At 48.5% G+C, this 26,452-nt stretch carries 19 protein-coding genes and 1 tRNA gene; 14 read left to right on the forward strand and 6 right to left on the reverse strand.

The genetic code is table 11. The features are described from left to right. The 5 genes from acnB (at position 1) to SYNPCCP_RS17185 (ending at position 5,343) form a co-directional block, all read left to right on the forward strand. The gene (gene acnB, locus SYNPCCP_RS15530; RefSeq protein WP_010874171.1) at positions 1-2,607 is read left to right on the forward strand and encodes a bifunctional aconitate hydratase 2/2-methylisocitrate dehydratase; all 2,607 of its coding nucleotides are present in this window, start codon (positions 1-3) and stop codon (positions 2,605-2,607) included. A gap of 229 nt (positions 2,608-2,836) precedes the next feature. Further along, positions 2,837-3,664: a hypothetical protein gene (locus SYNPCCP_RS15535; RefSeq protein ID WP_010874172.1), complete on the forward strand. Its 828-nt coding sequence runs from the start codon at positions 2,837-2,839 to the stop codon at positions 3,662-3,664. Between the two features lie 328 nt (positions 3,665-3,992). Further along, positions 3,993-4,514: a hypothetical protein gene (locus SYNPCCP_RS15540; RefSeq protein ID WP_010874173.1), complete on the forward strand. Its 522-nt coding sequence runs from the start codon at positions 3,993-3,995 to the stop codon at positions 4,512-4,514. Continuing rightward, positions 4,507-5,043 carry a hypothetical protein gene (locus SYNPCCP_RS15545; RefSeq protein WP_010874174.1) on the forward strand — a complete coding sequence of 179 codons (537 nt, stop codon included), beginning with the start codon at positions 4,507-4,509 and terminating at the stop codon, positions 5,041-5,043. Before SYNPCCP_RS15540 ends, SYNPCCP_RS15545 begins: the two co-directional genes overlap by 8 nt. Positions 5,044-5,184: 141 nt before the next feature. Continuing rightward, positions 5,185-5,343: a hypothetical protein gene (locus SYNPCCP_RS17185; protein WP_020861938.1), complete on the forward strand. Its 159-nt coding sequence runs from the start codon at positions 5,185-5,187 to the stop codon at positions 5,341-5,343. Positions 5,344-5,502: 159 nt separating this feature from the next. Here SYNPCCP_RS17185 and gltB read toward each other — a convergent pair whose 3' ends face one another. Further along, complete coding sequence (gltB, locus tag SYNPCCP_RS15550; protein ID WP_010874175.1) at positions 5,503-10,173, reverse strand: glutamate synthase large subunit; 4,671 nt, start codon at positions 10,171-10,173, stop codon at positions 5,503-5,505. Positions 10,174-10,888: 715 nt separating this feature from the next. Here gltB and SYNPCCP_RS15555 point away from each other — a divergent pair. Next, the gene (locus SYNPCCP_RS15555) at positions 10,889-11,890 is read left to right on the forward strand and encodes a 2-hydroxyacid dehydrogenase (RefSeq protein WP_010874176.1); all 1,002 of its coding nucleotides are present in this window, start codon (positions 10,889-10,891) and stop codon (positions 11,888-11,890) included. 152 nt (positions 11,891-12,042) lie between these two features. On the opposite strand, the gene carA is transcribed toward SYNPCCP_RS15555, so the two are convergent. Next, positions 12,043-13,197, reverse strand: coding sequence for a glutamine-hydrolyzing carbamoyl-phosphate synthase small subunit (gene carA / locus SYNPCCP_RS15560; RefSeq protein ID WP_010874177.1), 1,155 nt, complete (start codon positions 13,195-13,197; stop codon positions 12,043-12,045). Positions 13,198-13,367: 170 nt separating this feature from the next. Here carA and SYNPCCP_RS15565 point away from each other — a divergent pair, with 170 nt between their 5' ends. Continuing rightward, the gene (locus SYNPCCP_RS15565) at positions 13,368-14,477 is read left to right on the forward strand and encodes a helix-turn-helix domain-containing protein (RefSeq protein WP_010874178.1); all 1,110 of its coding nucleotides are present in this window, start codon (positions 13,368-13,370) and stop codon (positions 14,475-14,477) included. 99 nt (positions 14,478-14,576) lie between these two features. On the opposite strand, the gene SYNPCCP_RS15570 is transcribed toward SYNPCCP_RS15565, so the two are convergent. The 3 genes from SYNPCCP_RS15570 to SYNPCCP_RS15580 form a co-directional block, all read right to left on the reverse strand. After that, positions 14,577-17,108 (reverse strand): mannose-1-phosphate guanyltransferase, encoded by a 2,532-nt coding sequence (locus SYNPCCP_RS15570; RefSeq protein ID WP_010874179.1) that lies wholly within the window; start codon positions 17,106-17,108, stop codon positions 14,577-14,579. Positions 17,109-17,254: 146 nt separating this feature from the next. Beyond that, complete coding sequence (gene lhgO / locus SYNPCCP_RS15575; protein WP_010874180.1) at positions 17,255-18,448, reverse strand: L-2-hydroxyglutarate oxidase; 1,194 nt, start codon at positions 18,446-18,448, stop codon at positions 17,255-17,257. Between the two features lie 154 nt (positions 18,449-18,602). After that, positions 18,603-18,676 (reverse strand) — tRNA-Val (locus SYNPCCP_RS15580). A gap of 51 nt (positions 18,677-18,727) precedes the next feature. Between SYNPCCP_RS15580 and SYNPCCP_RS15585 the strand changes: the two genes are divergently transcribed. The 7 genes from SYNPCCP_RS15585 (at position 18,728) to SYNPCCP_RS15620 (ending at position 25,000) form a co-directional block, all read left to right on the forward strand. After that, positions 18,728-19,600: a shikimate dehydrogenase gene (locus SYNPCCP_RS15585; RefSeq protein WP_010874181.1), complete on the forward strand. Its 873-nt coding sequence runs from the start codon at positions 18,728-18,730 to the stop codon at positions 19,598-19,600. 126 nt (positions 19,601-19,726) lie between these two features. Next, entirely contained in the window at positions 19,727-20,932 is a 1,206-nt protein-coding gene (locus SYNPCCP_RS15590) for an ATP phosphoribosyltransferase regulatory subunit (protein ID WP_010874182.1), read from the forward strand. A 77-nt stretch (positions 20,933-21,009) separates the two neighbouring features. Then, positions 21,010-21,339: a glutaredoxin 3 gene (gene grxC, locus SYNPCCP_RS15595; protein ID WP_010874183.1), complete on the forward strand. Its 330-nt coding sequence runs from the start codon at positions 21,010-21,012 to the stop codon at positions 21,337-21,339. A gap of 30 nt (positions 21,340-21,369) precedes the next feature. Then, entirely contained in the window at positions 21,370-22,257 is an 888-nt protein-coding gene (locus SYNPCCP_RS15600) for a fructosamine kinase family protein (RefSeq protein ID WP_010874184.1), read from the forward strand. Positions 22,258-22,557: 300 nt separating this feature from the next. After that, positions 22,558-23,334: an RNA polymerase sigma factor SigF gene (locus SYNPCCP_RS15610; RefSeq protein WP_010874185.1), complete on the forward strand. Its 777-nt coding sequence runs from the start codon at positions 22,558-22,560 to the stop codon at positions 23,332-23,334. A 128-nt stretch (positions 23,335-23,462) separates the two neighbouring features. Beyond that, positions 23,463-23,804 carry an iron-sulfur cluster assembly accessory protein gene (locus SYNPCCP_RS15615; RefSeq protein ID WP_010874186.1) on the forward strand — a complete coding sequence of 114 codons (342 nt, stop codon included), beginning with the start codon at positions 23,463-23,465 and terminating at the stop codon, positions 23,802-23,804. Positions 23,805-23,812: 8 nt separating this feature from the next. Beyond that, positions 23,813-25,000 carry a glycosyltransferase gene (locus SYNPCCP_RS15620; protein ID WP_010874187.1) on the forward strand — a complete coding sequence of 396 codons (1,188 nt, stop codon included), beginning with the start codon at positions 23,813-23,815 and terminating at the stop codon, positions 24,998-25,000. A 29-nt stretch (positions 25,001-25,029) separates the two neighbouring features. On the opposite strand, the gene SYNPCCP_RS15625 is transcribed toward SYNPCCP_RS15620, so the two are convergent. Then, on the reverse strand, positions 25,030-26,076 hold the full coding sequence (locus tag SYNPCCP_RS15625; RefSeq protein ID WP_010874188.1) for a WD40 repeat domain-containing protein: 1,047 nt from the start codon (positions 26,074-26,076) through the stop codon (positions 25,030-25,032). Between the last annotated feature and the right edge of the window lie 376 nt (positions 26,077-26,452).

The following is a 26,452-nucleotide window of genomic DNA, read 5'->3' on the forward strand; positions in this document are numbered from 1 at the left end:
ATGTTGCAAGCCTACCGTCGCCACGTTGCCGATCGCCAAAAGTTAGGCATTCCCCCCCTGCCCCTCAACGCCCAGCAGACTACTGAACTATGTGAACTGCTAAAAAATCCCCCCGAAGCGGAAAAAGAGGAATTGATGATGTTATTGCGGGATCGGGTTCCCCCTGGGGTGGACGAGGCGGCCTATGTCAAAGCGGGTTTCCTCACGGCGATCGCCAAAGGCGAAGTAACCTGTCCATTAATCAGCGGCCAAGGGGCGGTGGACTTATTAGGAACCATGATCGGCGGATATAATGTTCAATCCTTGATCGAACTGCTCAAGTCAAAAGATACCAACATTGCCAGTGCGGCAGCCACAGCCCTGAGCAAAACCCTGTTAGTCTTTGATGCCTTTAATGACGTACTCCATTTGAGTGATACCAACGGCTACGCCAAACAAGTAATTGATGCTTGGGCCGAAGGGGCTTGGTTTATCAACAAACCAGAAGTGCCGGAAAGAATTACGGTAACGGTATTTAAAGTGCCTGGGGAGACAAATACTGATGATCTGTCTCCTGCTCCCCATGCCACCACCCGACCGGACATTCCCCTCCATGCCCTGGCCATGCTGGAAGCAAAAATGCCAGAAGGGTTAGGGACTATTGCCGAACTCAAACAAAAGGGCCATCCAGTAGCCTATGTGGGCGACGTAGTGGGAACGGGATCTTCCCGTAAATCTGCCATCAACTCCGTGCTCTGGCACATTGGCACAGACATTCCCTTTGTGCCCAATAAACGGGCCGGGGGTTACATTCTGGGCGGAAAAATCGCCCCCATCTTTTTCAACACTGCTGAAGATTCCGGTGCCTTACCCATTGAGTGCGATGTTAACCAACTCAACACCGGCGATGTAATCACCATTTACCCCAGGGAAGGCAAAATCACCAACAAAGCGGGGGAAACCATCACCACTTTCCAACTGAAACCGGAAACCATTTTGGATGAAGTGCGGGCCGGAGGTCGTATTCCCCTGCTCATCGGCCGGGCTTTAACTGATAAAACCAGGGAAGCCCTAGGATTATCACCTTCTCCTCTGTTTGTGCGCCCCACGGCCCCAGCAGATACCGGCAAAGGGTTCACCCTCGCCCAAAAAATGGTGGGCAAAGCCTGCGGCGTACAAGGTATTCGTCCCGGCACTTCCTGTGAACCAATTATGACCACAGTGGGTTCCCAAGACACTACTGGCCCCATGACCAGGGATGAGTTGAAGGAACTAGCTTGCCTTGGCTTTAACGCCGATCTGACTTTGCAAACCTTCTGTCACACCGCTGCCTACCCCAAACCAGTTGATATTAAAACCCATAAAGATTTACCGGACTTTTTCTCCACCCGGGGCGGTGTTGCTCTGCGGCCTGGGGATGGCATCATTCACTCCTGGCTCAATCGGATGCTATTACCGGACACCGTTGGTACCGGGGGCGACTCCCACACCCGTTTTCCCCTAGGAATTTCCTTTCCGGCCGGCTCTGGTCTGGTGGCCTTTGCCGCAGCCTTGGGGGTAATGCCGTTGGATATGCCGGAATCGGTGTTGGTCAAATTCACAGGGGAATTGCAACCGGGGGTCACCCTGCGGGACATTGTCAATGCCATTCCCTGGGTGGCAATGCAACAGGGCAAACTCACCGTGGGCAAAGGGGACAAGGTTAATGTGTTTAACGGTCGGATCATGGAAATGGAAGGATTACCGGATCTGAAAGTCGAGCAGGCGTTTGAGTTGACCGATGCCACCGCTGAACGCTCCTGTTCCGGTTCCACCATTAAGCTGAGCGAAGAAACTGTGGCGGAATATCTACGCTCCAATGTGGTGCTGATGAAAAATATGATTGCCCGGGGTTATCAGGATGCCCGTACTCTGTTGCGTCGCATTGCCAAAATGGAGGAATGGTTAGCTAATCCCAGTTTGATGAGTGGGGATGCTGATGCGGAATATGCCGATGTTATTGAAGTCAATCTGGATGAAATCAAGGAACCCATTGTGGCGGCCCCCAACGATCCCGATAACGTTAAATTAATGTCGGAATGTGCCGGGGATGTGATCCACGAAGTGTTTATTGGTTCCTGCATGACCAATATCGGCCATTACCGGGCCGCCGCCAAAATCCTCGAAGGAGCTGGTACGGTCAAAGGTCGCCTCTGGATTTGTCCCCCCACTCGCATGGATGAACAACAGTTACGGGAAGAAGGGATATATGGCATTTTTGCCGCCGCCGGGGCCCGTACGGAAATGCCCGGTTGTTCCCTCTGCATGGGCAACCAAGCCCGGGTGGAAGATGGGGTAACAGTCTTTTCGACCTCTACCCGTAATTTCAACAACCGCATGGGTAAAGGAGCCCAGGTTTATCTCGGTTCCGCTGAGTTAGCCGCAGTTTGTGCCCTCCTCGGCAAAATTCCCACAGTGGAAGAATATCTGGCGATCGTCTCCGAAAAAGTTGCTCCGTTTGAAGGCGAACTTTACCGCTACCTCAATTTCAATGAGATTGATAATTTCGAGGACTTCGGCCGAGTCATTCCCCTAGACCAAATGCCCAAGATTGAGGATATTTTGGGAATGCCAGTGGGAGCTAAGTAAGCCGTAAAATTATGGTGGGCCTTTTATGGCTCACCTTAATTTTGACTATTCATTTAATTCACCCCTTATCATCACCGAAGCAGAATATTTTATTACCAGGAAAGGATTTTATTTCGTCTTGAAACAAAGCTTCTCCAAAGCATAGACACAATCACTGTATTGGGGAGACTGAAGATTTTCTGTGTAGTCCTTAAGTCTGGCTCAAATTTTCTAACTATCCCAATTTTAAATGGACAACGCGACAATCACTGCAATTGCTACAGGACTACTAGTCGTGGTCGGGATTGCCCAAATCGGCATCTTGACCTCACAAAACCGCCAAACTCGCCTGGCATTAGTGTCAGAGTACTGGAAACGCTGGCACAATTCTAAGGATTACTGGGGACGGATAATATTTGTTGGACGAGAACTTGATGAATACTACCAAGTGCTTAATCAGAAGGAGCTAAGGGAGCTTTGCGATCTATTGAAGGAAGTGAGATCTGACGCACCGACTATTTGGGCTTTGGAAAGTATTCGTGTCGTGTCTGGAATACTGGGAGACGTTTCGATGAGAATTCTTCAAGGACAATTGGATGTATCTGACGCATATCCAATATTTGGAACTAGTTTACTCCGTCATAGTCTCCCTCTACGAAAGCTTCTCGATTCAAGTTATCAAGATAGGCATTTTGATCCCGGAATATCTGAAAGTCATAAGGAGGTGCGGAGAGAGTTGCAGCACTGGTTAATCTACCATAATGGTTTGCGGCGCCGATGCTTGATTCTTCTCGATCTATTGTGGGCCGAGGCAGTCAGGCTTGAAGATTTGCCGCCACAAGATATTGAGAGTGCCGCAGAAGCTAAGAAGCAGACAGGTTCAAGAAATAGATCTAGACTTTTCCGAGAAGCGCTTCGTTTAAACGGACTGTTTCGGTTCTTCTTTGCGTGGCAACTGTCTAGGTTTCTACTCCACGCAGAATACAAATCCATTTGGAACTGGAATGGAATCAGCAAGAAGCGTTTGAAGAATCTGGACTCGACTTGGACGAAGCATCTACTTCAAAAATATGACTAGCTCAAGCGCAAACCAAACTTAAATGCTGAAAGGTTGGAATGAATTATTCAACGATTAAAATTTTAGATACCTTACTCATTCAAAAAATCATTATTACTGACGAAGCGCTCAGTGTTAATTTGTTTGATAGGCGATCTATTTCTGTCCCTTTAGTCCGATATCTACGAGCATTGGTTAGGTGATCGCCAACGTGGTCTATAATGTTAGCAATAAATGTTTGGTGGTTTACAGTGAATAAACCTATCCTAAGGAGTGATTTTTCTACCAAAGATAGAAGATTTAACTCACAAATCATCTTCTTAAGATTTTTAATTGGGGATATAAGTCAATGTCTAAAAAACAATATCTAAAGCGGTTTGAAGATTTTCTATCAGAACAAGAATCTGAAAATAATGAATCCTTAGCCATTGACTATGAGGAAGATAAACAAAAATGGCTTGCTAAAATTGATGAATTTTATGAGCTTGTTCAAGAATATATTCATGGCTATCTAGAACAAGGCAAAATAGGTGAAGAATGGAAAACACTTCAGCTACAAGAAGATCACTTTGGAGAATATGAAGTTAAACAATTAATATTAAAAATAGGAAAAAAAAGACTAATTTTTAAGCCAGTTGGTCGATTTATTGTTGGTTGTCAAGGCCGTATTGATTTAATTTCTGATCTGGGTAGTGTTCGGTTTTTATTGGTTCCGAAAGATTTTGATGAACCAAGCACTTTCTTTCTGGGACACTTTACGCCCCAAACTCAATGGCTATGGAAAATTGCCTCTCGCCCTCCTAAAGTAAGTTATTTAGAAATTACGGAGGAAACTTTTTTTCAAGCTTTAATGGAAGTCGTCAATGCTTAAAAAAGTATCGTTTTCTAGTGAGAACTTGTCTCTGTTAAATATTGCTGATTATTATGGTGATAGTGAAAAAGCATTAAGACTTTTCTTTAGCCCCAAAAATCCTGCATATACTTTGAGGTTTAATGGTTATACCAGAAATGAAGTTGAAGGAGAATTAAAATTAAGATTACAGGAATTAGATAAAGCAGTTTCGCTTTCGATTTTATCTGCCTTAGAAGCATTACTTCGTGTTGATTATTTGACACGATGTTACAAGAAAAAAAAGGATCCTTTGTCTAGAAAAATGCGAAATATTTACAAAAGCAAAGGTGTTCGTGCTTCTTTAGAAAGAGATATTCTAAGATTATGGAAAGAAATTTGTCCAGAATATAAAAGTTTTATTTCAGAAGTAATAACTGCTTTTGATTATCGAAATTGGTTGGCCCATGGCCGTTACTGGGAACCTAAATTAGGTAGAAATTTTGATTATAGTTCTTTGTACGATTTAGCAGAATCTATTGAGCAACTATTGATATCTTCTCGCACCTAAAGGCAAGTAGTAATTAGATTTTATTTGTCCGTTATTGAGTAAATAATTCCGGAACAACAGTTACCGATCGCCAGTTGCATTAGCCAAAGCAAGCGGGAACTTTCATAATGAGACAAAGGCAATCTTCACCGCAGGGACATTATGGGCTTACTCGTCAACGGCATTTGGCAAGATCAGTGGTACGACACCAAAAGTACCGGAGGGCAGTTTGTGCGGCAAGATTCCCAATTTTGCCATTGGATTACCCCTGATGGATCAACGGGACCTATCGGTAAAGTTGGATTCAAAGCGGAAGCATGACGATATCAACTACACGTTTCTTTGCCCTCTCCGCGAGCATACCGCACCCTGATTTTTCGTAAACTTAAAGACTTAGAAAGAGAAGGGATGATTGTCAGAATCGATGCCCTCAATGGGGGAAGAAAAGATTTCCTCCCCTTATTTGAGCGGAACGATTAACTAGACAGAGGTCAGTGTCTTCTCCCCGGTTAAGCTGACATCCCCATTGGCTTCAGGAGAGTCTTTTTCGGAAGGAGGAACGGCCTGCCAGAATTTGCCGAGATAATCGGACCAGTTAGCCAGAATTGCCTTGCCTTTTGGGCTACCTGTGTGTTCAACGTGGGCAGTAATCAAGGATTTCAATTGTTCCTCCCCTTTAGAAGCTGTGATCCTTTGCAAGGTGATGATTTCCGGGTTGATTTTTTCTGGTAAATCCCCTACTTCATCGAGGAAGTAAGCCAAACCACCAGTCATGCCAGCACCAACGTTCCGACCCACAGGGCCAAGGACGACAATCACGCCACCGGTCATATATTCACAACAGTGATCGCCAGCTCCTTCAATCACGGCTTTACCCACGGAGTTACGCACTGCAAAGCGTTCCCCCGCCCGGCCGTTGGCATAAAGGTTGCCCCCCGTCGCTCCATAGAGACAGGTGTTACCAATAATTACATTGTCTTCCGGTGCAAAGCTCGCCTGGGGATGGGGCACGATGACAATTTCACCCCCATTCATGCCTTTGCCCACATAGTCGTTGGCTTCCCCTTGCAGATGTAGGGTCATGCCATCCAGGTTAAAGGCACCAAAACTCTGACCAGCGGCGCCTTGGAAGTTGAGGGTAATGTTACCTTCAAAACCATTGTTGCCATACTTTTTGGCGATCGCCCCGGAGAGACGGGTGCCCACAGTGCGGTCGGTATTGACCAGCCGATAGGTTTTGGTCGCAGTGGTTTGATGGTTAATGGCTTCTTGGATGTCAGGGTCGGCCAAAATGTCGTCGTCCAACACTGGGCCGTTGCTGTGGACTGGTTCGTGATTTAACCATTGCCGGTTTTGCTTCGTGTCGGGCAAATTTAACAGACAATCTAAGGTCAGATTCTGGGTTTTGCTCAACTGGACATCGGAGCGAACTTTGAGTAGATCAGTGCGGCCAATGATGTCGTCCAAACTGCGATAACCTAAATGGGCCAACAGGGAGCGCACTTCCTCGGCAATGAAATAGAAGAAATTAACCACCTGCCCCGGCACTCCTTTAAAGCGTTGCCGTAACCGTTCTTGCTGGGTGGCAACCCCGACGGGACAATTATTAGTGTGGCAAACCCGGGCCATAATGCAACCTTCGGCAATCATGGCAATGGAGCCAAAGCCATACTCCTCCGCTCCCATAAGGGCGGCCATCACTACGTCCCAACCGGTTTTCAGACCACCATCAGCCCGCAGCAAAACCCGATCGCGCAGTTGGTTTTCCATTAACACCCGATGCACTTCCGTAACACCAAGCTCCCAGGGAGAACCAGCGTGTTTAATGGAGCTTAAAGGTGATGCCCCTGTACCACCGTCATGGCCAGAAATTTGGATAATATCCGCATTGGCCTTAGCAACCCCAGCGGCGATCGTACCAATACCAATTTCCGCCACCAATTTCACCGATACCTGGGCTTCGGGATTGATTTGATGGAGATCGTAAATTAATTGGGCTAAATCTTCGATGGAGTAAATGTCATGGTGGGGCGGCGGAGAAATGAGGGTTACACCGGGTTTAGAACGGCGCAACATGGCAATATATTCACTGACTTTTTTGCCTGGTAACTGCCCCCCTTCCCCAGGTTTAGCACCCTGGGCCATTTTAATTTCCAACTGTTTGCCACTCATCAAATATTCCGGGGTAACCCCAAAACGACCGGAGGCAATTTGCTTAATGGCGGAGTTGGCCGTGTCTCCATTTTGCAGGCCGTGGAGATGGGGCAAGGTGGGGGAATTTCCTTCGCTATCCACATCATCTAGAGTGAGGTAACGTACTACATCTTCTCCCCCTTCCCCGGAATTGGATTTAGCTCCTAAACGATTCATGGCGATCGCCAAGGTTTCATGGGCTTCCCGGGACAACGCACCGAGGGACATACCGCCAGTACAGAAGCGCTTGACAATACTTTCCACCGATTCCACTTCTTCTAAGGAAATGGCCGGTTGGTCTGCATTGAAATCGAGCAAATCCCGCAGGGCAGTGACAGGACGGTCTTTGAGATATTGACGGTACAACTCGTAATGGTCATAGGCTTCCCCATTGTTACCATTACCGCCCACTTTGTAGGCTGCCACTGCCTTATGGAGAGACTTGGACATCTCCGGCGAGTTCATGTGATATTCTCCGCCGGGACGGTAGTTGACAAAGCCAAAGTTCTCTAACTTCTTAGCCATTTCCGGGAAGGCCATGCCATGGAAAACCATTACTTCCCCGGCCACATCAGCGATGGTCAAACCGCCCACCCGACTGGTAGTTCCAGCAAAGGCATATTCCACCAATTCCGCCCCTAAACCGATCGCCTCGAAGATTTGGGCACCGTGGTAGGAAGCCAGCAGGGAAATGCCCATTTTGGAGAGAATTTTAAATAATCCTGCTTCCACGGATTGGCGATAATTCTTCAGCGCCGTGGGTAAGTCAATCCGATCCAAGCGCCCATTTTCCATCAGCTTTTGGGTCTTTTCATCTAACCACCATTGCCGCACGGATTCCAACGCTAGGTAGGGACAAATGGCCGAAGCACCATAGCCTACCAAGCAGGCAAAATGATGGGTACTCCAACACTGGGCGGTGTCCACAATTAGGGACGCTTTTAGCCTTAGCCCGGCCCGAATTAGATGGTGATGTACTGCTCCCACTGCCAACAAGGGGGGAATAAAACTTTGATTCTCAGTCAATATTGCGCCGTTAGGACGATCAGTTAAAACCAAGATTTCTGCCCCGGCTTGCACAGTGGCGATCGCCGTTTTAACTAAATTATCTAAGGCGGTTTCCAGACTATTCACCCCATCTAGATCGTAAAGGGTAGAAACTTCTGCCACCTGCAACTGTCCAGTTTTAATGGCCTGTAACTCTACTTCATTGACCAATGGCGATCGGAGTTTAATCGTCCGCGCGGATTCCGCTTTAGGCTCTAACAAATTGCCCCGTTTGCCTAAAAACATAGCTAGGGACATGACCAAATTTTCCCGCAGAGGATCAATGGGGGGATTGGTCACCTGGGCAAAGCGCTGTTTGAAATAGTCGTACAGTAAGCGGGGTTTATGGGATAGTACAGCTAAGGGCGTATCGTCCCCCATGCAAAAAGTTGGTTCCTTACCTTGGCTGGCCATGGGTACCACTACCATTTCCACATCTTCAGCGGTGTAGCCAAAAGCTGCCTGTTGTTGCAGTACAGTTTGAGCGTCATTGAATAAAGTTTTTTCAGCAAAGCTATCAGAAGCTACCGTTTGACGCTGGATTTTTATCCATTCCCCATAGGGATATTTTTGGGCCGCCTGCTGTTTAATTTGATAGTTTTTGAGAATTTTTTGCTCAGCCAAATCCACCGCAATCATTTGCCCCGGTGCTAGGCGACCTTTTTCAACAATATCTACTTCCGGTAAATCCACGACTCCCGCTTCGGAACCCAAGACAATATAGTCATCTTTGGTAATGCAATAACGGGCGGGCCGTAAACCATTCCGGTCTAGCCCAGCGCCAACAATTTTGCCGTCACTAAATACTAATAAAGCGGGGCCATCCCAGGGTTCCTGTAAACCGCTGTAGTAGTCATGGAAATCACTAATTTCCGGGTAATCTTTTAAAGCTGGCTGATTTTTATAAGCTTCCGGCACTAAAATCATCGCCGCTTCTAGGGGACTGCGGCCAGTACGCACCAACAATTCCAGGGCACTATCAAGGTTATAGGAATCACTGTTGGCTTGGTTAACAATAGGAGTTAATGCTTCTAACTCCGCCTTTGTCCAGCCCGACACTTCCAATTCTTTTTCCCTGGCCGCCATCCAATTAATATTGCCTAAAAGGGTATTAATTTCCCCGTTATGACCCAATAGCCGCATGGGTTGAGCCAGGGGCCATTTGGGCATGGTATTGGTGCTGAAACGACGGTGGTAAACGGCGAAATTACTGGTATATCCAGGATTTTTTAAATCTAAATAAAATTCCCCCAGAATAATGCTCCGGACCATGCCTTTATAGACAATGGTGCGACAGGAAAAGGAACAAACGTAGAAATCTTCCGCTAATTTTTTACCAATGATGGAGCGGGCAATGTACAATCGCCGATCTAATTCATCTCCGGCACAACCTTCGGGACAAGTAACTAAAATTTGTTCAATGTGGGGCTGATTATTTTTGGCTTGAATGCCCAGCACATCAGAATTAACGGGCACTTCCCGCCACCCTAACACTGTTAATTTTTCCAGCCGTACCACTTCTTCTACGTAGGCCCGGGCCACTTCCCTAGCGGAGGGTTCCTGGGGTAAAAATACCATTCCCACCCCCAGGCGATCGCCATCGGGCATGGGCAAATTGCGGGTGTTAAACCACTGGGCCAGTAGTTCCCGAGGAATGGCGGTCATCACCCCGGCCCCGTCCCCTGAATCGTTATCGGCACTGCATCCCCCCCGATGTTCCATACACCCCAGAGCCTTTAGGGCCTGCTCCACCAGGGTATGGTCCGGCTTACCCCGGAGATTGGCAATAAAACCCACACCACAGGCATCTCGTTCTTCCACTAACCAAGGTTGACCAAGGAATGGTTGGTTAGAATTGGTGGCAACAGAGGAGTTTGTCATAGGAGCTAGCAACGGATATTGGAAGGACATCTGGACAGCAATGGGAGACCCCAAAGGGCCCCTCAGCCTGGGGGCGGTGGTTAATTTTACCAGTTAGCCTAGGCAGTGGTTCGTTCGCCTTTAACCGCTTCATGGGGGCGATCGCCAAATTTGGGGAGGGAGACGAAATTAACCTGAGCGATTTTGCTTGTAACTATTCTTCACATTATCGCTCACCGAAAACCCAGATTAACCATTTTTCTGCACCATGGCCAACAAAATTGCCCAGCCTGATGGTACTACTGAGAACGAAGGAAGATGGGGCGAACTACCCAACGCTGACCGGTGGCAGAGTGTGGTCTTCTGACCCCATCGGTCATTCTTGAGATGGATATTGTGTGGTGCAGTATCCCAAGGTTTAGGAAAGAAAGGGCTAGCTAAAGGGAAGCTGAAAATGCATCACAGCCAAACACAGGAGTTGGAGGCCAAACCCTACAGTTGCCCCAGTGTGAGTCAATATCTACCGCTACGGCAATCGCCAGAGCTAGGGGAGTATTAAATAATACAAATGCAGGAAGAATCAGAAAATTTCTTTTAAGATTGGAAAAAATACCCTTGACTAAATAGTGCTCTAAGAGCCTGTTTAACAAGCCCCCCTGGCCCCCAAATTTGGGGTGAAGCTGGGTGAAAGTACCCCATTATTGGGGGATTTAGGGGGCGGAATAAAACTTTCCAAACACGTTCTAAACTACTTCCCATAATCGTCATGAAAATCGCTTTTTTTAGCAGTAAAGCCTATGATCGTCAATTTTTCCAACAAGCAAACCACCCCCATCAACGGGAAATGGTCTTTTTTGATGCCCAACTCAACCTTGATACCGCTATTTTAGCGGAGGATTGCCCCGTTATTTGCCTCTTCGTTAATGACCAAGCTCCTGCCCCGGTGCTAGAAAAGTTAGCTGCCCAGGGCACAAAATTAATCGCTCTGCGCAGTGCGGGCTATAATAATGTTGACCTCAAAACAGCCGCAGATCTGGGGCTAAAAGTAGTCCATGTACCATCCTATTCTCCCCATGCAGTCGCAGAACATACTGTGGGGTTAATTCTGGCTCTAAATAGAAAGTTATATCGAGCCTATAACCGCGTTAGGGACGATAATTTTTCCCTAGAAGGGTTACTTGGTTTTGATCTCCATGGCACCACCGTCGGAGTGATTGGTACTGGCAAAATTGGTCTAGCTTTTGCTCAAATTATGAATGGTTTTGGCTGCCATTTATTGGGCTACGATGCCTTTCCTAACGATAAATTTACTGCCATTGGCCAAGCCCTCTATGTATCTTTAAATGAACTTTTAGCTCATTCTGATATTATTTCTCTCCACTGTCCCCTACTGCCGGAAACCCATTATCTAATTAACACTAATACCATTGCCCAAATGAAGCCAGGGGTTATGTTAATCAACACAAGTCGAGGTCATTTAATTGATACCCAAGCGGTTATTCAGGGGATTAAATCCCATAAAATTGGCTTTTTAGGCATTGATGTTTACGAAGAAGAGGAAGAGCTATTTTTTACTGACCATTCTGATACTATCATTCAAGATGATACCTTTCAATTGCTACAATCTTTTCCCAATGTAATGATCACAGCTCATCAGGGATTCTTTACCCACAACGCTCTGCAAACCATTGCCGCAACGACACTGGCAAATATTGCTGAATTTGAGCAGAATAAACCTTTAACTTACCAAGTAATCTGTCCCCATTAAGGTTAGAAAATATCAATGTTAACTAAAGATAACGTTAAATTTTTTAGCCTTTTATTACCAGATATTTTTCCTAAAAATGAAGCAACGATAGTATTAACGGCACTACCTTGGTGATCGATAGTACGATAAATCGTAGCTGTTACTAGGTTTTACTAACCGGCGACTTCTGCCTTTTGTTGTCGCATCAACTTGACGAACTTCTCGAACAGATAATCGGCATCATGGGGTCCAGGGCTGGCCTCCGGGTGGTACTGCACCGAGAAAAAGGGCAATTCTTTATGGCGTAGCCCCGCCACCGTTTTATCGTTGAGGTTGAAATGGGTAATTTCCACTTCTTCGGCCAGGGAACCTTCCGTCACCGCAAAACCATGGTTCTGGCTGGTAATTTCCACCTGTTGCTCCAGGCCACAGGGTTGATTGAGCCCTCGATGACCAAATTTGAGCTTAAAGGTCTCCGCTCCCAGGGATAACCCCAACACTTGATGCCCCATGCAAATGCCAAACATGGGCTTTTTAGCCGCCAATAACTCTTTGGTGGTGACAATACCTTCTTCAACAGCGGAGGGATCACCAGGGCCATTGGAAAGGAAAATGCCATCGGGGTTGTACTGGAGAATTTCAGCAGCGGAGGTGCTAGCAGGTACCACAATCACACGACAACCGTAACTAGCTAAGCGACGCAGGATATTACGCTTAACGCCAAAGTCCAGCGCCACCACGGTGAGGGGCGGTTGTCCCTGTTGTTCTGCCACTGGCCCAAACTGCCAATGGTCATTGGTGGAATCAGTCCATTCGTAAACTTCATGGGTGGTCACTTCCTTAACCAAATTTAACCCGGCCATGGAAGGAGCTGCTTGGATGTGGTGCAACAGGGCTTCCGGTTCCAAGATTTCCGTAGAGATGCCGCCGTTCATGGCACCGATGGAACGCAACTTGCGAGTCAGGGCCCTAGTGTCGATGCCGTAAATGCCGATGATTTTATGTTCTACCAAATAGTCCGGTAGGGATTGGGTCGATCGCCAATTGCTGGGGCGGCGGGTGATGTTGCGGGCCACTACCCCCTTTACATGGGGATGGATAGATTCCTCGTCCTCTGCATTGACTCCGGTGTTGCCCAACTCAGGATAGGTAAACGTGACAATTTGGCCGCAATAACTGGGGTCGGTCATCACTTCCTGGTAGCCGGTCATACCCGTGTTGAATACCACCTCTCCCACTGTGGTACCATCGGCCCCGAAGGACCAACCGGGATAAGGGGTGCCATCCGCAAGGACAAGAAGGGCCGGTTTCGCCGCAGCAATTGGCATAATGATATATTGCAAGGTAGCTGGAATAGGACCATTCGGCCGTAGTGGGAAAAAGTTAAGTCCTTGGAGTCTTATCCAAGGCTGTGCTCCTTTGCCCGGCCGCCGCCGAATCAACCACATATTAGCAGATTCGCCCCTGTCGTCTGTTCCACTAATGTCAAATTGTCCTGATGGTTACTGCCATGAGTCCTGCTAAGCTGACCGACACCGATAAACAAGAGTTGGTGGACCTCTACCGGCAAACCCCCGCCACCACCACCACCCTGGCGGAACGTTTTGGGGTGAGCATTTCCACCGTCAGTCGTCTCTTAAAAACGGCGATCGCCAGTGGGGAATATGAAACCTTAGTGCAGGAAAAAAGGGGCAGTAAGGGAATTAAAAATGATGCCCAGTTGACGTTGCCGTTGCCCAAGCCATCTAGGAAAAAGTTGGAAGTGGCAGAAACCAATCTCCCTGGGGATGCCGTGGCGGAGGTGGCCCCTGTTGCTGGGCCGAATCATCAAGACAGAGAGACTAATGAAACTAATGCTAGTGGCCAGGGCAGAAGGGTGCGTTCCCGTCGTCGAGTCACCGCCAGCCCCGTTGCCCCAGAGCCTGGGGAGTTTACCGATGCGGAAAAAACCATTGATCCGCCGGCGATCGCCATCCCCTCCCTAGCCCAGCCCGATCCAACAGGATTTGGTGATATCCCAACCACCATGTCAGTGGCAAAAACTGAAGTACCGCCCGATGCCCCCATGGGGCGACGCCCCCAGATTGTTTCAATTAAATCTTCCGCCCTAGATGAAATTGTCAAGGACATAGACGAGGACTTGGGTTTACTGGATGGCGAAGATATCGATGACCTTGACGACGAAGACGATGATGATGAGTTTGAAGATGAATTAGACGATTTCGACGAAGACCAAGGGGAAGAGGATTATATTCCCACCCCAGTGGCCACCAAACAAACCCTAGCAAACACCGCAGAGCTAGTTTCAATTTTGCCCCTAATAGAAGCTTCTATGCCCAAAAACTGCTACCTAGTGGTGGACAGAAGGGGGGAATTGATTGTCCGTCCCCTGAAGGAATTTAGTCTTGATGGGGCCTTACCCCCCGAAGAAGTCCAGGCAAAAACCCTACCTGTTTTTGATAACCATCGGGTGGCCCGGCGCTTTTCCCTCAAAACCCAAAAGGTAATTCGTCTGCCCGACGCTAGCATTGTCCAAAAAACCGCCCAGGCACTCAAATCCAAGGGGATTACCAGGGTGTTCCTCGGCGGCCAGGTTTATTCCCTTTAACTAAGCCGTTGAAGTTAAAACTTTCGACCTACTGCTAACAGCGTTGACAGCTTGATTGCTACAGGCGTTTGGCCCAAAGGACTAGGCAACCCCCAAACATCAGGAAAAATGTTGGTAGGACTCCTCCTGGGCGTCACTAATAAAATTCAAGACCTGGGCTTGGTAGTAACGTAATTTCTCATCTACCCAATGGCGGTCTTCACTGTTGGCATAGATGTGGACCAGGGGCTCCCCCGCATCGGGCAAAATCAATACCCAGTTGTCTCCATGGGGAAAAGTCATTTTAACCCCGTCTACCAGTTCAATATGTTGATCCCGATGAATTTCCACCAAATGGCGCATCAGGGCCCCTTTAATTTTCCAAGAACAACGGACACTACAACTGTTATGGTAAACCGTCGGCAATTCTGAGCGAATTTCCCCCAGGGTGCGTTTTTGGACAGTCAGCATTTCCATTACTTTGGCAATGCAAAACATGGCATCAAAGCCTGGGTGGAGGCGAGGAAAAATAAAGCCAGTTTCTCCACTACCGCCCAAAACCACGTTATGGCTCGATTGGGCGGCGGCCATCAATGCAGTGGGGTTAGCCTTGGTTCTCAAAACTTTACCCCCATGGCGACGGGCCAAATGCTCCACCGCACTGGAAGCCTGTACTGGCACCACAATGGTTCCCCTGGGAGAAGCAGTTAACACCATATGCACCATCAAAGCTGTTAGCAGTTCCCCCCGGATGGGTAGGCCCCCTTCGTCCACCAGGGTGAGTTGTTCGCCATTAGCGGAAACCTGCACCCCCAAATTGGCCTGTAGGGCCGATACCACTTGTCCCAATTGACTAAGTAAGACTTCTTTTTCTTCATTGGAAACGGCGGTTTGTCGTAGACTGGCATTGAGCACCACTGCGTCGCAGCCGAATTTGGTCAACAGTAGGGGCAGAATGGCCCCAGACACTCCATAGGCGTAGTCAATAACAATTTTGGCCCCATCGTTGTTGATGATGTCCATGTCTAGGAGTTTTTCAAAGGTGTGGCAATAGGTTTCCAACACCTGGGCCGGATAGGACATGTCGCCAATTTGGGGAATGCTTACCCGCCGTAAATCTTCCTTGAAATAGGCTCCTTCAATTTTTTTTTCGGTTTTTTTGGAAATATTGATACCCTGGCTATCCAGAAATTCAATCAGTAGGTAATCTGGGCGATCGGGATGGATACGCACATGGATGCCGCCGGCCACTTTTAACTTCGGAGTCATGGTGCGAGCAATGGGGATCGCTGTGGCTTCCAGGTTTTGAATATTTACCCCCACCGACATCAGGCCAGCAATGAGGGAACGGGTGACCATGCGGGAGACATTGCGTTGATCGCGGGAAACGACAATTTCTGCTCCGGGCCTGAGGGAAGAACCGTAGGCAGCCCCCAATTTGACAGCAAACTCCGGCGTCATATCAATGTTGACAATGCCGGAAACACCTCTCTGTCCGAATAGGTTGCGGTGGCCGGTGCTGCCCCAAATTAAATTAATGTTGAGAATGGCTCCCGGTTCCACCCGTTTACTGGGCCAAACTTTAACATTTGAGTTGATTTGGGCTTCTTCGCCAATGATGGATAGGGGACCAATGACTGCCCCTTCCAGGACCTGTACCCGTCTTTCTATGCGACAGCCCCGCCCCACTACACAGGCAGCTAGATAGGCTTCATCACCAATGAGTACGCCATTCCAAACAATGGCTCGCTTTAATTCTGCTCCAGCGCCAATGGTGACGTTATCGCCAATGATGGTGCCCGCTTCCAATTTAGTTCCTGAACCGATGTTGCAGTTATCCCCGATCGCCAGAGGGGGAGTGAGAATAGCAGTGGGGTCAATGGTGGTGTTTTCCCCGATCCAAATGTCCGAGTGCCGGGGTAGGTTACCCAATTCCAGCGTGACTTTTTTTTCTAGGGCATCGTATTGGGCTTCCCGATAGGCGTCCAAATTACCGACATCGCACCAGTAACCATCGGCGACAAAACCATACATGGGTTCGTCATTTTCCAGCAGGAGGGGAAATAAATCCTTGGAAAAATCCATTTCTTCCTTGGGGGGCAGATAGGCCAAAACTTCCGGTTCGAGGATATAGGTGCCCGTGTTGACGGTGTCGGAAAAAACTTCACTGGTGGAGGGCTTTTCTAAAAATCTTTGCACCCGTTGGTTTTCGTCGGTGATGACCACGCCAAATTCCAGGGGGTTGGGAACCTTGGTCAAAATCAGGGTCGCCTTGGCTTGTTTTTGTTTGTGGAAGGCGATCGCCTGGGTGAGATTAAAATCGGTGATGCTATCCCCACTAATTACCAAAAAAGTATCATCCAATAACTCTTCAATGTTCTTTACACAACCCGCCGTACCGAGGGGATGCTCGTCCTCCACTGCATAGGTCATCTGAACACCAAATTCACTGCCATCAAGGAAATAGTCCCGCATGGCATCAGGGAGGTAGTGGAGGGTGGCCACCACCTCAGTAATGTTATGGCGACGGAGCAAATGGATAATATGGGCGGCGATCGGTTGATTAACAATGGGCACCATGGGCTTGGGCAGATCGCAAGTCAGGGGTCTCAAACGGGTGCCTGCCCCCCCTGCCATCAACACAGCTCGCATTCCTTTACCTCAGTGACGAATTTCTGTTCCCATCTTAAGGTAAACCATTGACTATGACTGGTGGGGGGACGATCTCCCTGTGGCCAAGGAATCCTCCGTTCCTCCCTATTTTGGGACCATCGATTTAAATAATTGACCCCAGTCTTTTACAGCGCTGGTACCTGGGCGGCGATCGCCTGGCCAATTTCTAAGGAAGCGGTGGCCGCTGGGGAAGGAGCATTGAGCACCTGGAGAGAATTAGGACCGGGGACAATCAGAAAATCCTCCACCAAAGCCCCATCATTTTTCAAAGCCTGGGCCCTCACCCCCGCTGGATTGGGAAGAATATCGTCCGCTGTCACTTCCGGAATTAATTCCTGTAAACTCCGCACAAAGGCCGCCTTACTAAAGGAGCGAATAACTTCCTGTAAGCCTTCTTGCCAATGTTTACCCACCAACTTCCAAAAGCCAGCATAGGCCATCACTTCGGTAAAATCTCCCCAATCAAAATCCGTTTTGCGATAACCTTCCCGTTTCAAACTCAGCACCGCATTGGGGCCAGCGTGGATACTGCCATCAATCATGCGGGTGAAATGCACCCCTAAAAAGGGAAAAGCCGGATTAGGTACCGGGTAAATTAAACCTTTGACTAAATATCTTTTCTCTGGCTTCAACTCATAATATTCTCCCCGAAAAGGCACAATTTTAGCATCGGGGTTAATGCCCGCCATTTTGGCCAGGCGATCGCTCTGGAGACCACCACAATTGATCAGAAAACGACTAAAAAAATTCCCCTGGTTAGTGATCAAACTATGTCCGTTAGCCTGGGTAACAATGCCATTGACTCGATGGTTAAACTTAATTTCCCCTCCCTGGACCTGAATTAGTTCCGCATATTTTTGACAAACCAGTTTGTAATTAACAATGCCAGAGGTGAATACATGAATTCCTCCCAAACATTGCACATGGGGTTCGTATTCCTTAACTTGTTCTGCACTAAGTTTTTTAACTTTTAAGCCATTGGCTTGACCCCGGTTAAATAAATTTTCTAATAACGGTAATTCCTCAGGTTTAGTAGCTACAATGACTTTGCCACAAACCTCGTAGGGTAAGGCGTGCTCTTGGCAAAATTCCACCATGCTCTGGTTACCAGCTTTAGTGAACTGGGCCTTAAAGCTGCCAGGTTTGTAGTAAATACCAGAGTGAATGACACCGCTATTGTGCCCCGTTTGATGGTGGGCTGGGTCCGCTTCTTTTTCTAAAATCAACAATTTGTATTGGGGAAAGCGGCGACCAATAAATAACCCCGTGGCCAAACCGACAATGCCACCGCCGATAATTGTGATGTCATAGGAAGCCATTTTTGCCCCACTCCTTGGAAAAATTACCAGCTAATTATCGTAGCTGTACAATGCCGCCCTGTGGGAGATGATCACAAATTCCCGCCGTTGGCCGCAAATCCTCTGGACGAAATTTTTCCTTTAACCACAAAGGGATTTTCGGGGAACAAGTTTATGGACGTAACTGGATTCGAACCAGTGACCCCATCGATGTCAACGATGTACTCTAACCAACTGAGCTATACGTCCTAGCAATTTAGTAATATAGCATGGCTCCATTTAAATTAACAATTGCTCCCCATGCCTTCCATCACCGGTAAAACTAAGCTCCTTGGTGTGATCGGTTATCCTGTTGGTCATTCCTTATCCCCTGTGATGCATAATGCGGCGCTCCAGGCCATGGCCAGTGATTATGCATATGTTGCCTTTCCCATTGCTCCAGAGGATTTAACCATCGCCATAGCAGGGTTAGGAGCCAGTGGAGTCCAGGGATTAAGCGTGACCATTCCCCATAAGCAAGTGGTGATGCCATTGTTGACCCAGATAACCGAAACCGCTCGGCAAGTGGGGGCCGTGAATACTCTCTGGCGGGATGGCCATGGCTGGCAGGGAACCAATACGGATGTTGAGGGTTTTTTGGCTCCCTTGTTGGAGTTAAAGCAAGATTGGTCAGGGAGGACGGCGGTGATTCTCGGCTATGGTGGAGCCGCGCGGGCCGTGGTGGTGGGTTTAACCCAATTGGGTTGTCCAGAAATTATTGTGGTGGGTCGCAGTCAAGAAAAATTAGCTCAGTTCGCCAACAGTTGGACGGACCCCAAAATTAAGCAAGCTCTGCAAGTTCTACCCTGGGAAGCTCTATCTACCGTGATCCCCAAAGCAAGTTTATTGATTAACAGCACCCCCGTGGGCATGGCTCCCCACCCTAAGCAATCCCCCCTGGATCAATCCCTTGTGGAAAAACTACCGCCAACGGCGATCGCCTATGATTTGATTTATACTCCCCGCCCCACCAGGTTTTTACAACATGCTCAGGAGCGGGGTCTAGTGACCATTGATGGAGCAGAAATGCTAGTGCAACAGGGAGCCGCCGCCTTGAAAATTTGGCTACAACAGGAAGTGCCGGTGGACGTTATGCGCCAAGCCCTACTCCATCACTTAGAAAAATCTGCCTGATGACCCATTGGTAAGGGTTTTGGATAATTCTGCCCACCAAGGAAAACCGGAGAAATGTTCCTTGGGGTTGCGGGAAAACATTATATTGAGAATGTTTAAACTTGCCCCTGCCGAAACAAAGCCGTCATGATTCACCATCCCCCCGCTGGGGCTAGGGATTTATTGCCCCTGGAAGTCGCCCAGAAAGCTCGCATTAATGACCAATTGCAACAAACCTTTCATCGTTGGGGCTATCAGCGCATTGTTACCTCCACCCTGGAATGGCTGGATACCCTAGTGGCCGGTGGGGCAATTTCGGCTAATAACGTGATTCAACTCCAAGACAGTGGCGAGGGACGGTTGGGGTTACGGCCAGAATTAACCGCATCCATTGCCCGGGCAGTCGTGACCCGCATGACTGACAATCAGCCCCAAAGATTGTGTTACCGGGCCAACGTCTTTCGTAATCCTCCGGAGGGCTACCACGGTAAGCAAATGGAGTTTTTCCAAGCGGGCATAGAATTGCTCTTTGCTGGGGGCGTCCGGGCCGATGCAGAAATTCTCCTACTGTTGACGGATTGCCTGACCCAATTGGGTTTAAGCGATTGGCAATTGATTTTGGGTGATGCCGGTCTGACCAGAAGCCTATTGGCCAAATTACCCCCCACTCTCCAAGCCACTGTGCGGGATTGCATCACCCGTTTGGACTATGTAGAACTTTCCCAACTCCCCTATCCTGACAATGAAGCTAAAAATCTTGCTTTGCAACTGTTTGACCTGCGGGGCACAGTGGAGGAAGTTTTGGCCAGACTGGGCAAGTTAGATTTACAGGGGGAATGTCTGGGTCTGGTCGATCGCCTGCAGGCGTTGTTGTGCCTAGTGGCGGCCAGTGGAGATGGGCCCGCTAATCTGGTATTGGACTTGAGTTGGCTCCAGCCGTTTGATTACTACACTGGCATGGTTTTCCAAGCGGTGAGTCGCCAGGCCGATAACTGTTATGTGTTGGGCCAGGGGGGGCGTTATGACCAACTGCTCAGCCAATATCATCCCCAACAGCAGTCTTTTCCTGGTACGGGATTTTCTTTGAACATTGAGGAGCTACACCAATGTTTGCTTGAATTGGGGACTTTACCCACCAGTACCGCCCCCATCGATTATCTAGTTTGTCCAGTGGATGACACCGCCGAAGGAGCAACCTTTCGCCATGCCCAACAGTTGCGCCGCCAGCATCCCGATCGCCGGGTAGAATTGGACCTAGGGGGGCGATCGCCGGAGGAGTTAAATACCTATGCCCAAGCCATGGCTGTGGGACAAATTGTCTGGGTTGGGGCCGATGGCCCGGTTGATCTGTAATGCTGAAGGGAAAGGACAAAGACAACCCCGTTGCAGTTCCCAGGTAAAATTTCCAGTTCCAATTTCCAGGTGATGTCATGGCTAATTTGTTCAACTGGCTTCCCCTCCTCAGTGGCCGCCAAGCGGATGGGATCAAAGCCAAAGTGGAAATATATACTTGGCAAACTTGCCCTTTTTGCATCCGGGCGAAACTTTTACTGTGGTGGAAGGGAGTTAAGTTTATCGAGTACAAAATTGACGGCGATGACCAAGCCAGACAGGCCATGGCGGCAAGGGCAGAAGGAAGACGCACTGTGCCCCAAATTTTTGTCAATGACCAGGGCATTGGTGGCTGTGACCAACTGTATGGCCTGGACAGCCGCGGCCAGTTAGACCCCCTGTTGGCCACTCCTCCTAACCCAGCCTAGGTATTATTTGTCCCTGTCCTGTTTTCCCCTGTGCCCGTGAATTCCCCAGCCCCCTGGCAAACCATTGCCCAACAAATCAGTCAGACCACTGGTCAACCCTTCCGTATTCAGGAACGGCGATCGGTGAGTGGTGGTTGTATTAATCAGGGCTATTGCCTGGTGGATGGGGAGCAAAAATATTTTGTCAAACTTAATCAAGCCCAGCAGTGGCAGATGTTTCAAGCGGAAGCCCTCGGGTTAGAAGCCATGGCGGCCACCCAAACCATTCGGGTTCCCCGTCCCATTTGCCACGGCAGTTCCGCTGGCCATAGTTATCTGGTGTTGGAATGGCTCGAGTTTGGCCGGGGTAACCATGACAGTTGGTACCGCATGGGACAAAATTTGGCGGCATTGCATCAAGCCGGGGGCAGTGCCCAATTTGGTTGGCAGACTGATAACACCATTGGAGCCACTCCCCAGCCCAATCCCTGGACCGATAGTTGGGCCGACTTTTTTGCGGAGCATCGCCTTGGCTATCAACTGGCCCTTGCTCGACGACGGGCAGGGAACTTTCCCGATCCCGCCGTAGTAGTTCCCAAAGTGAAGCAGCTGTTAGGCGATCGCCAACCGACACCAGCTTTAGTCCATGGGGATCTGTGGTCTGGCAATGGCGCAATTTTAACCACAGGGGAACCAGTCATCCTCGACCCGGCCACCTACTACGGCGATGGGGAAGTGGATCTGGCTATGACGGAATTATTTGGGGGATTTCCGGCGGCTTTTTACCAGGGTTACCATAGCATCAGTCCCGCGGAACCTGGTTATCAACAACGGAAAATTCTCTACAATCTGTACCACATTCTCAACCACTTCAATTTGTTTGGGGGTGGTTATCAACAGCAAGCCCAGCAAATGCTTAAACAATGCTTAAGGATTTAATTGAAGAATTGTTGACTTTTTCTACATGTTATTGTTCGGATTTTAGATTAATCCTATAATTAGCGTGGGTTCCTATGCCATATCTTCCCGTTGCTGGTAATTCCAACGCAAGCTAGTTGCCCAGCCAGAGCAGGGGAGAGGATGATGCCCAAACCTAAACAAAGCTTATTTTCATTAGCATTGCCTAGGGCATCGGTTGGCAGAAAGTTTTTATTTTTTCCAATTTTCTCCATGTATTTGCTGATGTAGGCAGAGTCCAACCATCGGTAAAGTTGATTAGAGTCGCCCAAACCTAAAACCATGACCAATGCCACCAGCGAAAGCCTCAAACTTGAGACTCTGAGACTGTTCAAAATCTACGCAGAGTCCCACGATATTGGCGTGCGTAATCGGATTATGGAAGTCAATCTGGGTCTGGTGAGAAAGGAAGCGCACCATTGGACGGCCCAGTGCAATGAAAGTTTTGAGGATTTGTCCCAGGTGGGGTGTTTGGGTCTGATCCGAGCCATTGAACGGTTTGATGTGAGTAAGGGCAATGCCTTTAGCTCCTTTGCCATTCCCTATGTGCGGGGAGAAATCCAGCATTTTCTGCGGGATAAAAGTAACTGTGTTCGTATTCCCCGGCGTTGGTTAGATTTGGGTCGTCAGGCGATCGCCGTCCAGCAGGAATTTCGCCTCAAATATGACCGGGCGGCCACGGACGAGGAAATTGCACAAATTTTAGCAGTGCCCCTGGCGGACTGGCAGGAAACCAAACTGGCGCTGCAGAATCGTGAACTGGTGAGTTTGGACACCAAGGTAAATGGCGACGATGAAGGACAAGTTAATCTGGGGGATTGTTTAGCCCACCACGAATTCCGTAGTTTTCAACTCAGCCAGGAAGATCAAATCCGTCTGCAACAGGCCTTAGCCGGTTTGGAAGAACGTACCCGCCGCATTGTGGAATTTGTTTTTCTCCACGACTTTACCCACAAGGAAGCCGCCGAAATGATGGGGGTTAGTGTGATTACCGTTTCCCGTCGCATTAAACAGGGCATTGGGGCTCTGAAAAAAGCCTTAAATACGGAAATTTTTTAACTGTTTAGAGTCTATCTCCAGTAGTAAGTAGCAAAAATTCAGCCAAGGTCGGCGATCGCCCTGGTAGTATGGCAAATGGAGCTTTATGTCTAACTTTTCCATTTTGTTTTGAGCCATTGTGTTAACCTATGCTGCAATTGACCCCCAGTGCCGCCCAGGAAATTAAACGATTGCAACACAGTCGCCAACTAACCCGCCACCATTTTCGTTTGGCGGTCAGGCCCGGAGGGTGCGCCGGTTGGTTATACCATTTGGATTTTGTGCCGGAAATTACCGCTGACGATTTGGAGTATGAAAGTGGCGGTGTGACGGTGCTGGTGGATAGCCAGAGTGCAGGTTACCTCCACAATCTCAAATTAGACTATGCCGAGGATTTAATGGGGGGAGGATTTCGTTTCACCAATCCCAATGCTGCCCAGGTGTGTAGTTGCAGCTTGTCCTTTGCTCCTAATTTAGAAAAGAATTTGTAGGCGGACAAATGGTCACCTTTGTCTTGGCAATTACCGCAATCTCCTGCCTGATTTGGTGCTTTCTATTGGTTGGTTGGGGAAACTTTTGGCGTTGTGATCAGGTTTTAAACTTTGATCGCCCATCAACTTTACAAGCATATCCCTCCGTAGCGGCCATTATTCCGGCTCGGGATGAGGCGAGCGTATTGGGTCAAAGTTTGCCCAGTTTGTTGGAACAGCATTATCCAGGCCCGTTAAAAATTATTTTGGTGGATGACCAAAGCAGTGATGGCACCGGGGCCGTGGCCCAACGTATTGCCAGCGGTCTAGGCCATGGCGATCGCCTGGAAGTGGTGTCGGGGCAGCCGTTACCCCCTGGATGGTCGGGAAAATTGTGGGCCGTGGAACAGGGATGGCAAACAGTACAGTTGAAAAAAAAAGGTTCAGATTCCTGGCCGGAGTACATTTTTCTCACCGATGCGGACATTGCCCATGGTCCCCAAACCATTACAGCCTTGGTGGAAAAAGCCCAACGGGACAATTTAGCCCTGGTATCCCTGATGGTGCTGTTGCGCTGTGAGAGTGTTTGGGAAAAATTGCTAATTCCAGCCTTTATTTTTTTCTTTCAAAAGCTTTATCCTTTCCCTTTAGTTAATAATCCCCAACGTCAAACGGCGGCGGCGGCGGGGGGCTGTATTCTCATGCAACGGTCAGCCCTACAAACCATTGGCGGTATTGGAGCTCTGAAGGAAGCGTTAATTGACGACTGCACCTTAGCCCAAAAGGTAAAAGCCCAAAAATTACCCATTTGGTTGGGGCTAACTAGGGCAAATTGGAGCTTGCGGCCCTACGACAGCCTAGAAACCATTTGGCAGATGGTCAGCCGCACTGCCTATACCCAACTGAATTACAATCCTTTGCTGTTGCTGGGGACTTTGCTTGGCATGGCTTTGGTCTATTTGACTGCCCCCATAGCCCTAATATTGGCAATAATTTGGGGTAATGCTCCCCTGGCCCTATTGGGAGCTTTCACCTGGATGCTAATGGCGATCGCCTATGGCCCGACCCTGAAATTCTATGGGCGCTCCTGGCTTTGGGGTTTAACCCTACCGTTGATTGCCCTGTTATATAGCCTCATGACCCTGGATTCTGCTTGGCAACATTGGCGAGGCCAGGGCGGCGGTTGGAAAGGTCGGATTTATCCCCAGGGGTCTTGATTTTTTCGACCCCCAGGAAAACTCCCCAGTTATCGGGCAAGGGCACTGAGGTCCCAGATTTTTACGGTTTTGTCCTCCGCACCGCTGTAGAGGGTATTGCCGTCGGGACTAAAAGCTAGGGAAAGAACCCAGCCTTGGTGACCCCTCAGGGTAGTAACCTGTTTGCCGTTGGCTAAATCGAAGATCATAATGGTTCCTTCTTTGTTCGCAGTAGCTACCCAGCGATTATTGGGGGAAACGGCGATGGTATTAATTTCTAAACTGGGGCCTCTGACGGAAAACAACTCTTTGGCATCGGCTAAGTTCCAAGCTTTAACAAAATTCCGCACCGCTCCTACCAGTTTTCTGCCATCGGGGGTCACAGCTAAGCCGTTGATGAAACCTGGCTGTTGGGGAGAAGTGCCCAGTAATTCAAAGGTGTTGGCATCCCAAAATTTAATGGTGCGGTCCTGGCCGATCGCCCCGGTGATAAATTGACTGCCGTCGGGGGTGAACACAACGCTGGTAGTAGGGCCGAGGTTATCCGCTAGGGTTTGTATCAAGTTGCCCGATGCCCTTTCCCAAATGCGAATGGTGCGATCGCCACCACTAACGCTCACAATAGTTTCTCCGTCGGGACTAAAGGCCACACCACTGACCTTATCCGTGTGGCCAACCAGGGTTTCAACCCTCATGCCATCCCGAACCCGGCGCACATCAACATTATTGTCAGCGGCGATCGCCAACCATTGACCATCGGCACTAATGGCTAAATCAGCAAAATTATTGACGGGACTCCTTTGGCTATAAACCACTTCTTGGTTAGCTAAATCAATCAGGGTGATTTGGTTATCCGCCGTAGCCACAGCCAAATATTTACCATCAGGGGTGATGTTGAGGGCAGTGATAATGCCTTGAAAACCGCTCAGATTTTCCACTGCCACCGACGGACTGGCCGTAGTTTGAGCAACTGTGTATGGGTTAGGGGTGCTGGCATTAGCGTGGGCATTCTCGCCTGGATAAACTAGGCAAGCAACGGTCAAAAAAAATGTAGCAGGGGCAGAAAATTGTTTCAATCGAGGGAAATAGTTGTTCATCTTAAAAAATAGTTAAGTTACTAAAACGTTCGCTTACTTGATTATAATAAGCGTTACTTAAAGTCTTTTTATAAGGTTTTAGTCCATCTTCTCAACCGACCCCCTAAAAATCTGTTGATAATAAATAATTTTTGCTAATCCTCCTTTTTGATGGGACGGATAGGAACAATTGATTATCACTTCTAGACTCTTCCAACACATTCTCAGGCAATTTATCTTGGGAGTACTATTTTAAAAAATATCAATAAATCATATACATTTGGCAACATTAGCCCTAACTTAACCTAGAATGTGTTTACAAAGTTTTATTTTGATCCCCAAATCTCCTGACTAAGGCTTCGGCAATGCTAGGAAACTTTCACTCAGTTTTTCTCCA

Origin of the sequence: Synechocystis sp. PCC 6803 substr. PCC-P (assembly GCF_000284455.1) — a bacterium.
In the GTDB taxonomy this organism is placed as follows: domain Bacteria; phylum Cyanobacteriota; class Cyanobacteriia; order Cyanobacteriales; family Microcystaceae; genus Synechocystis.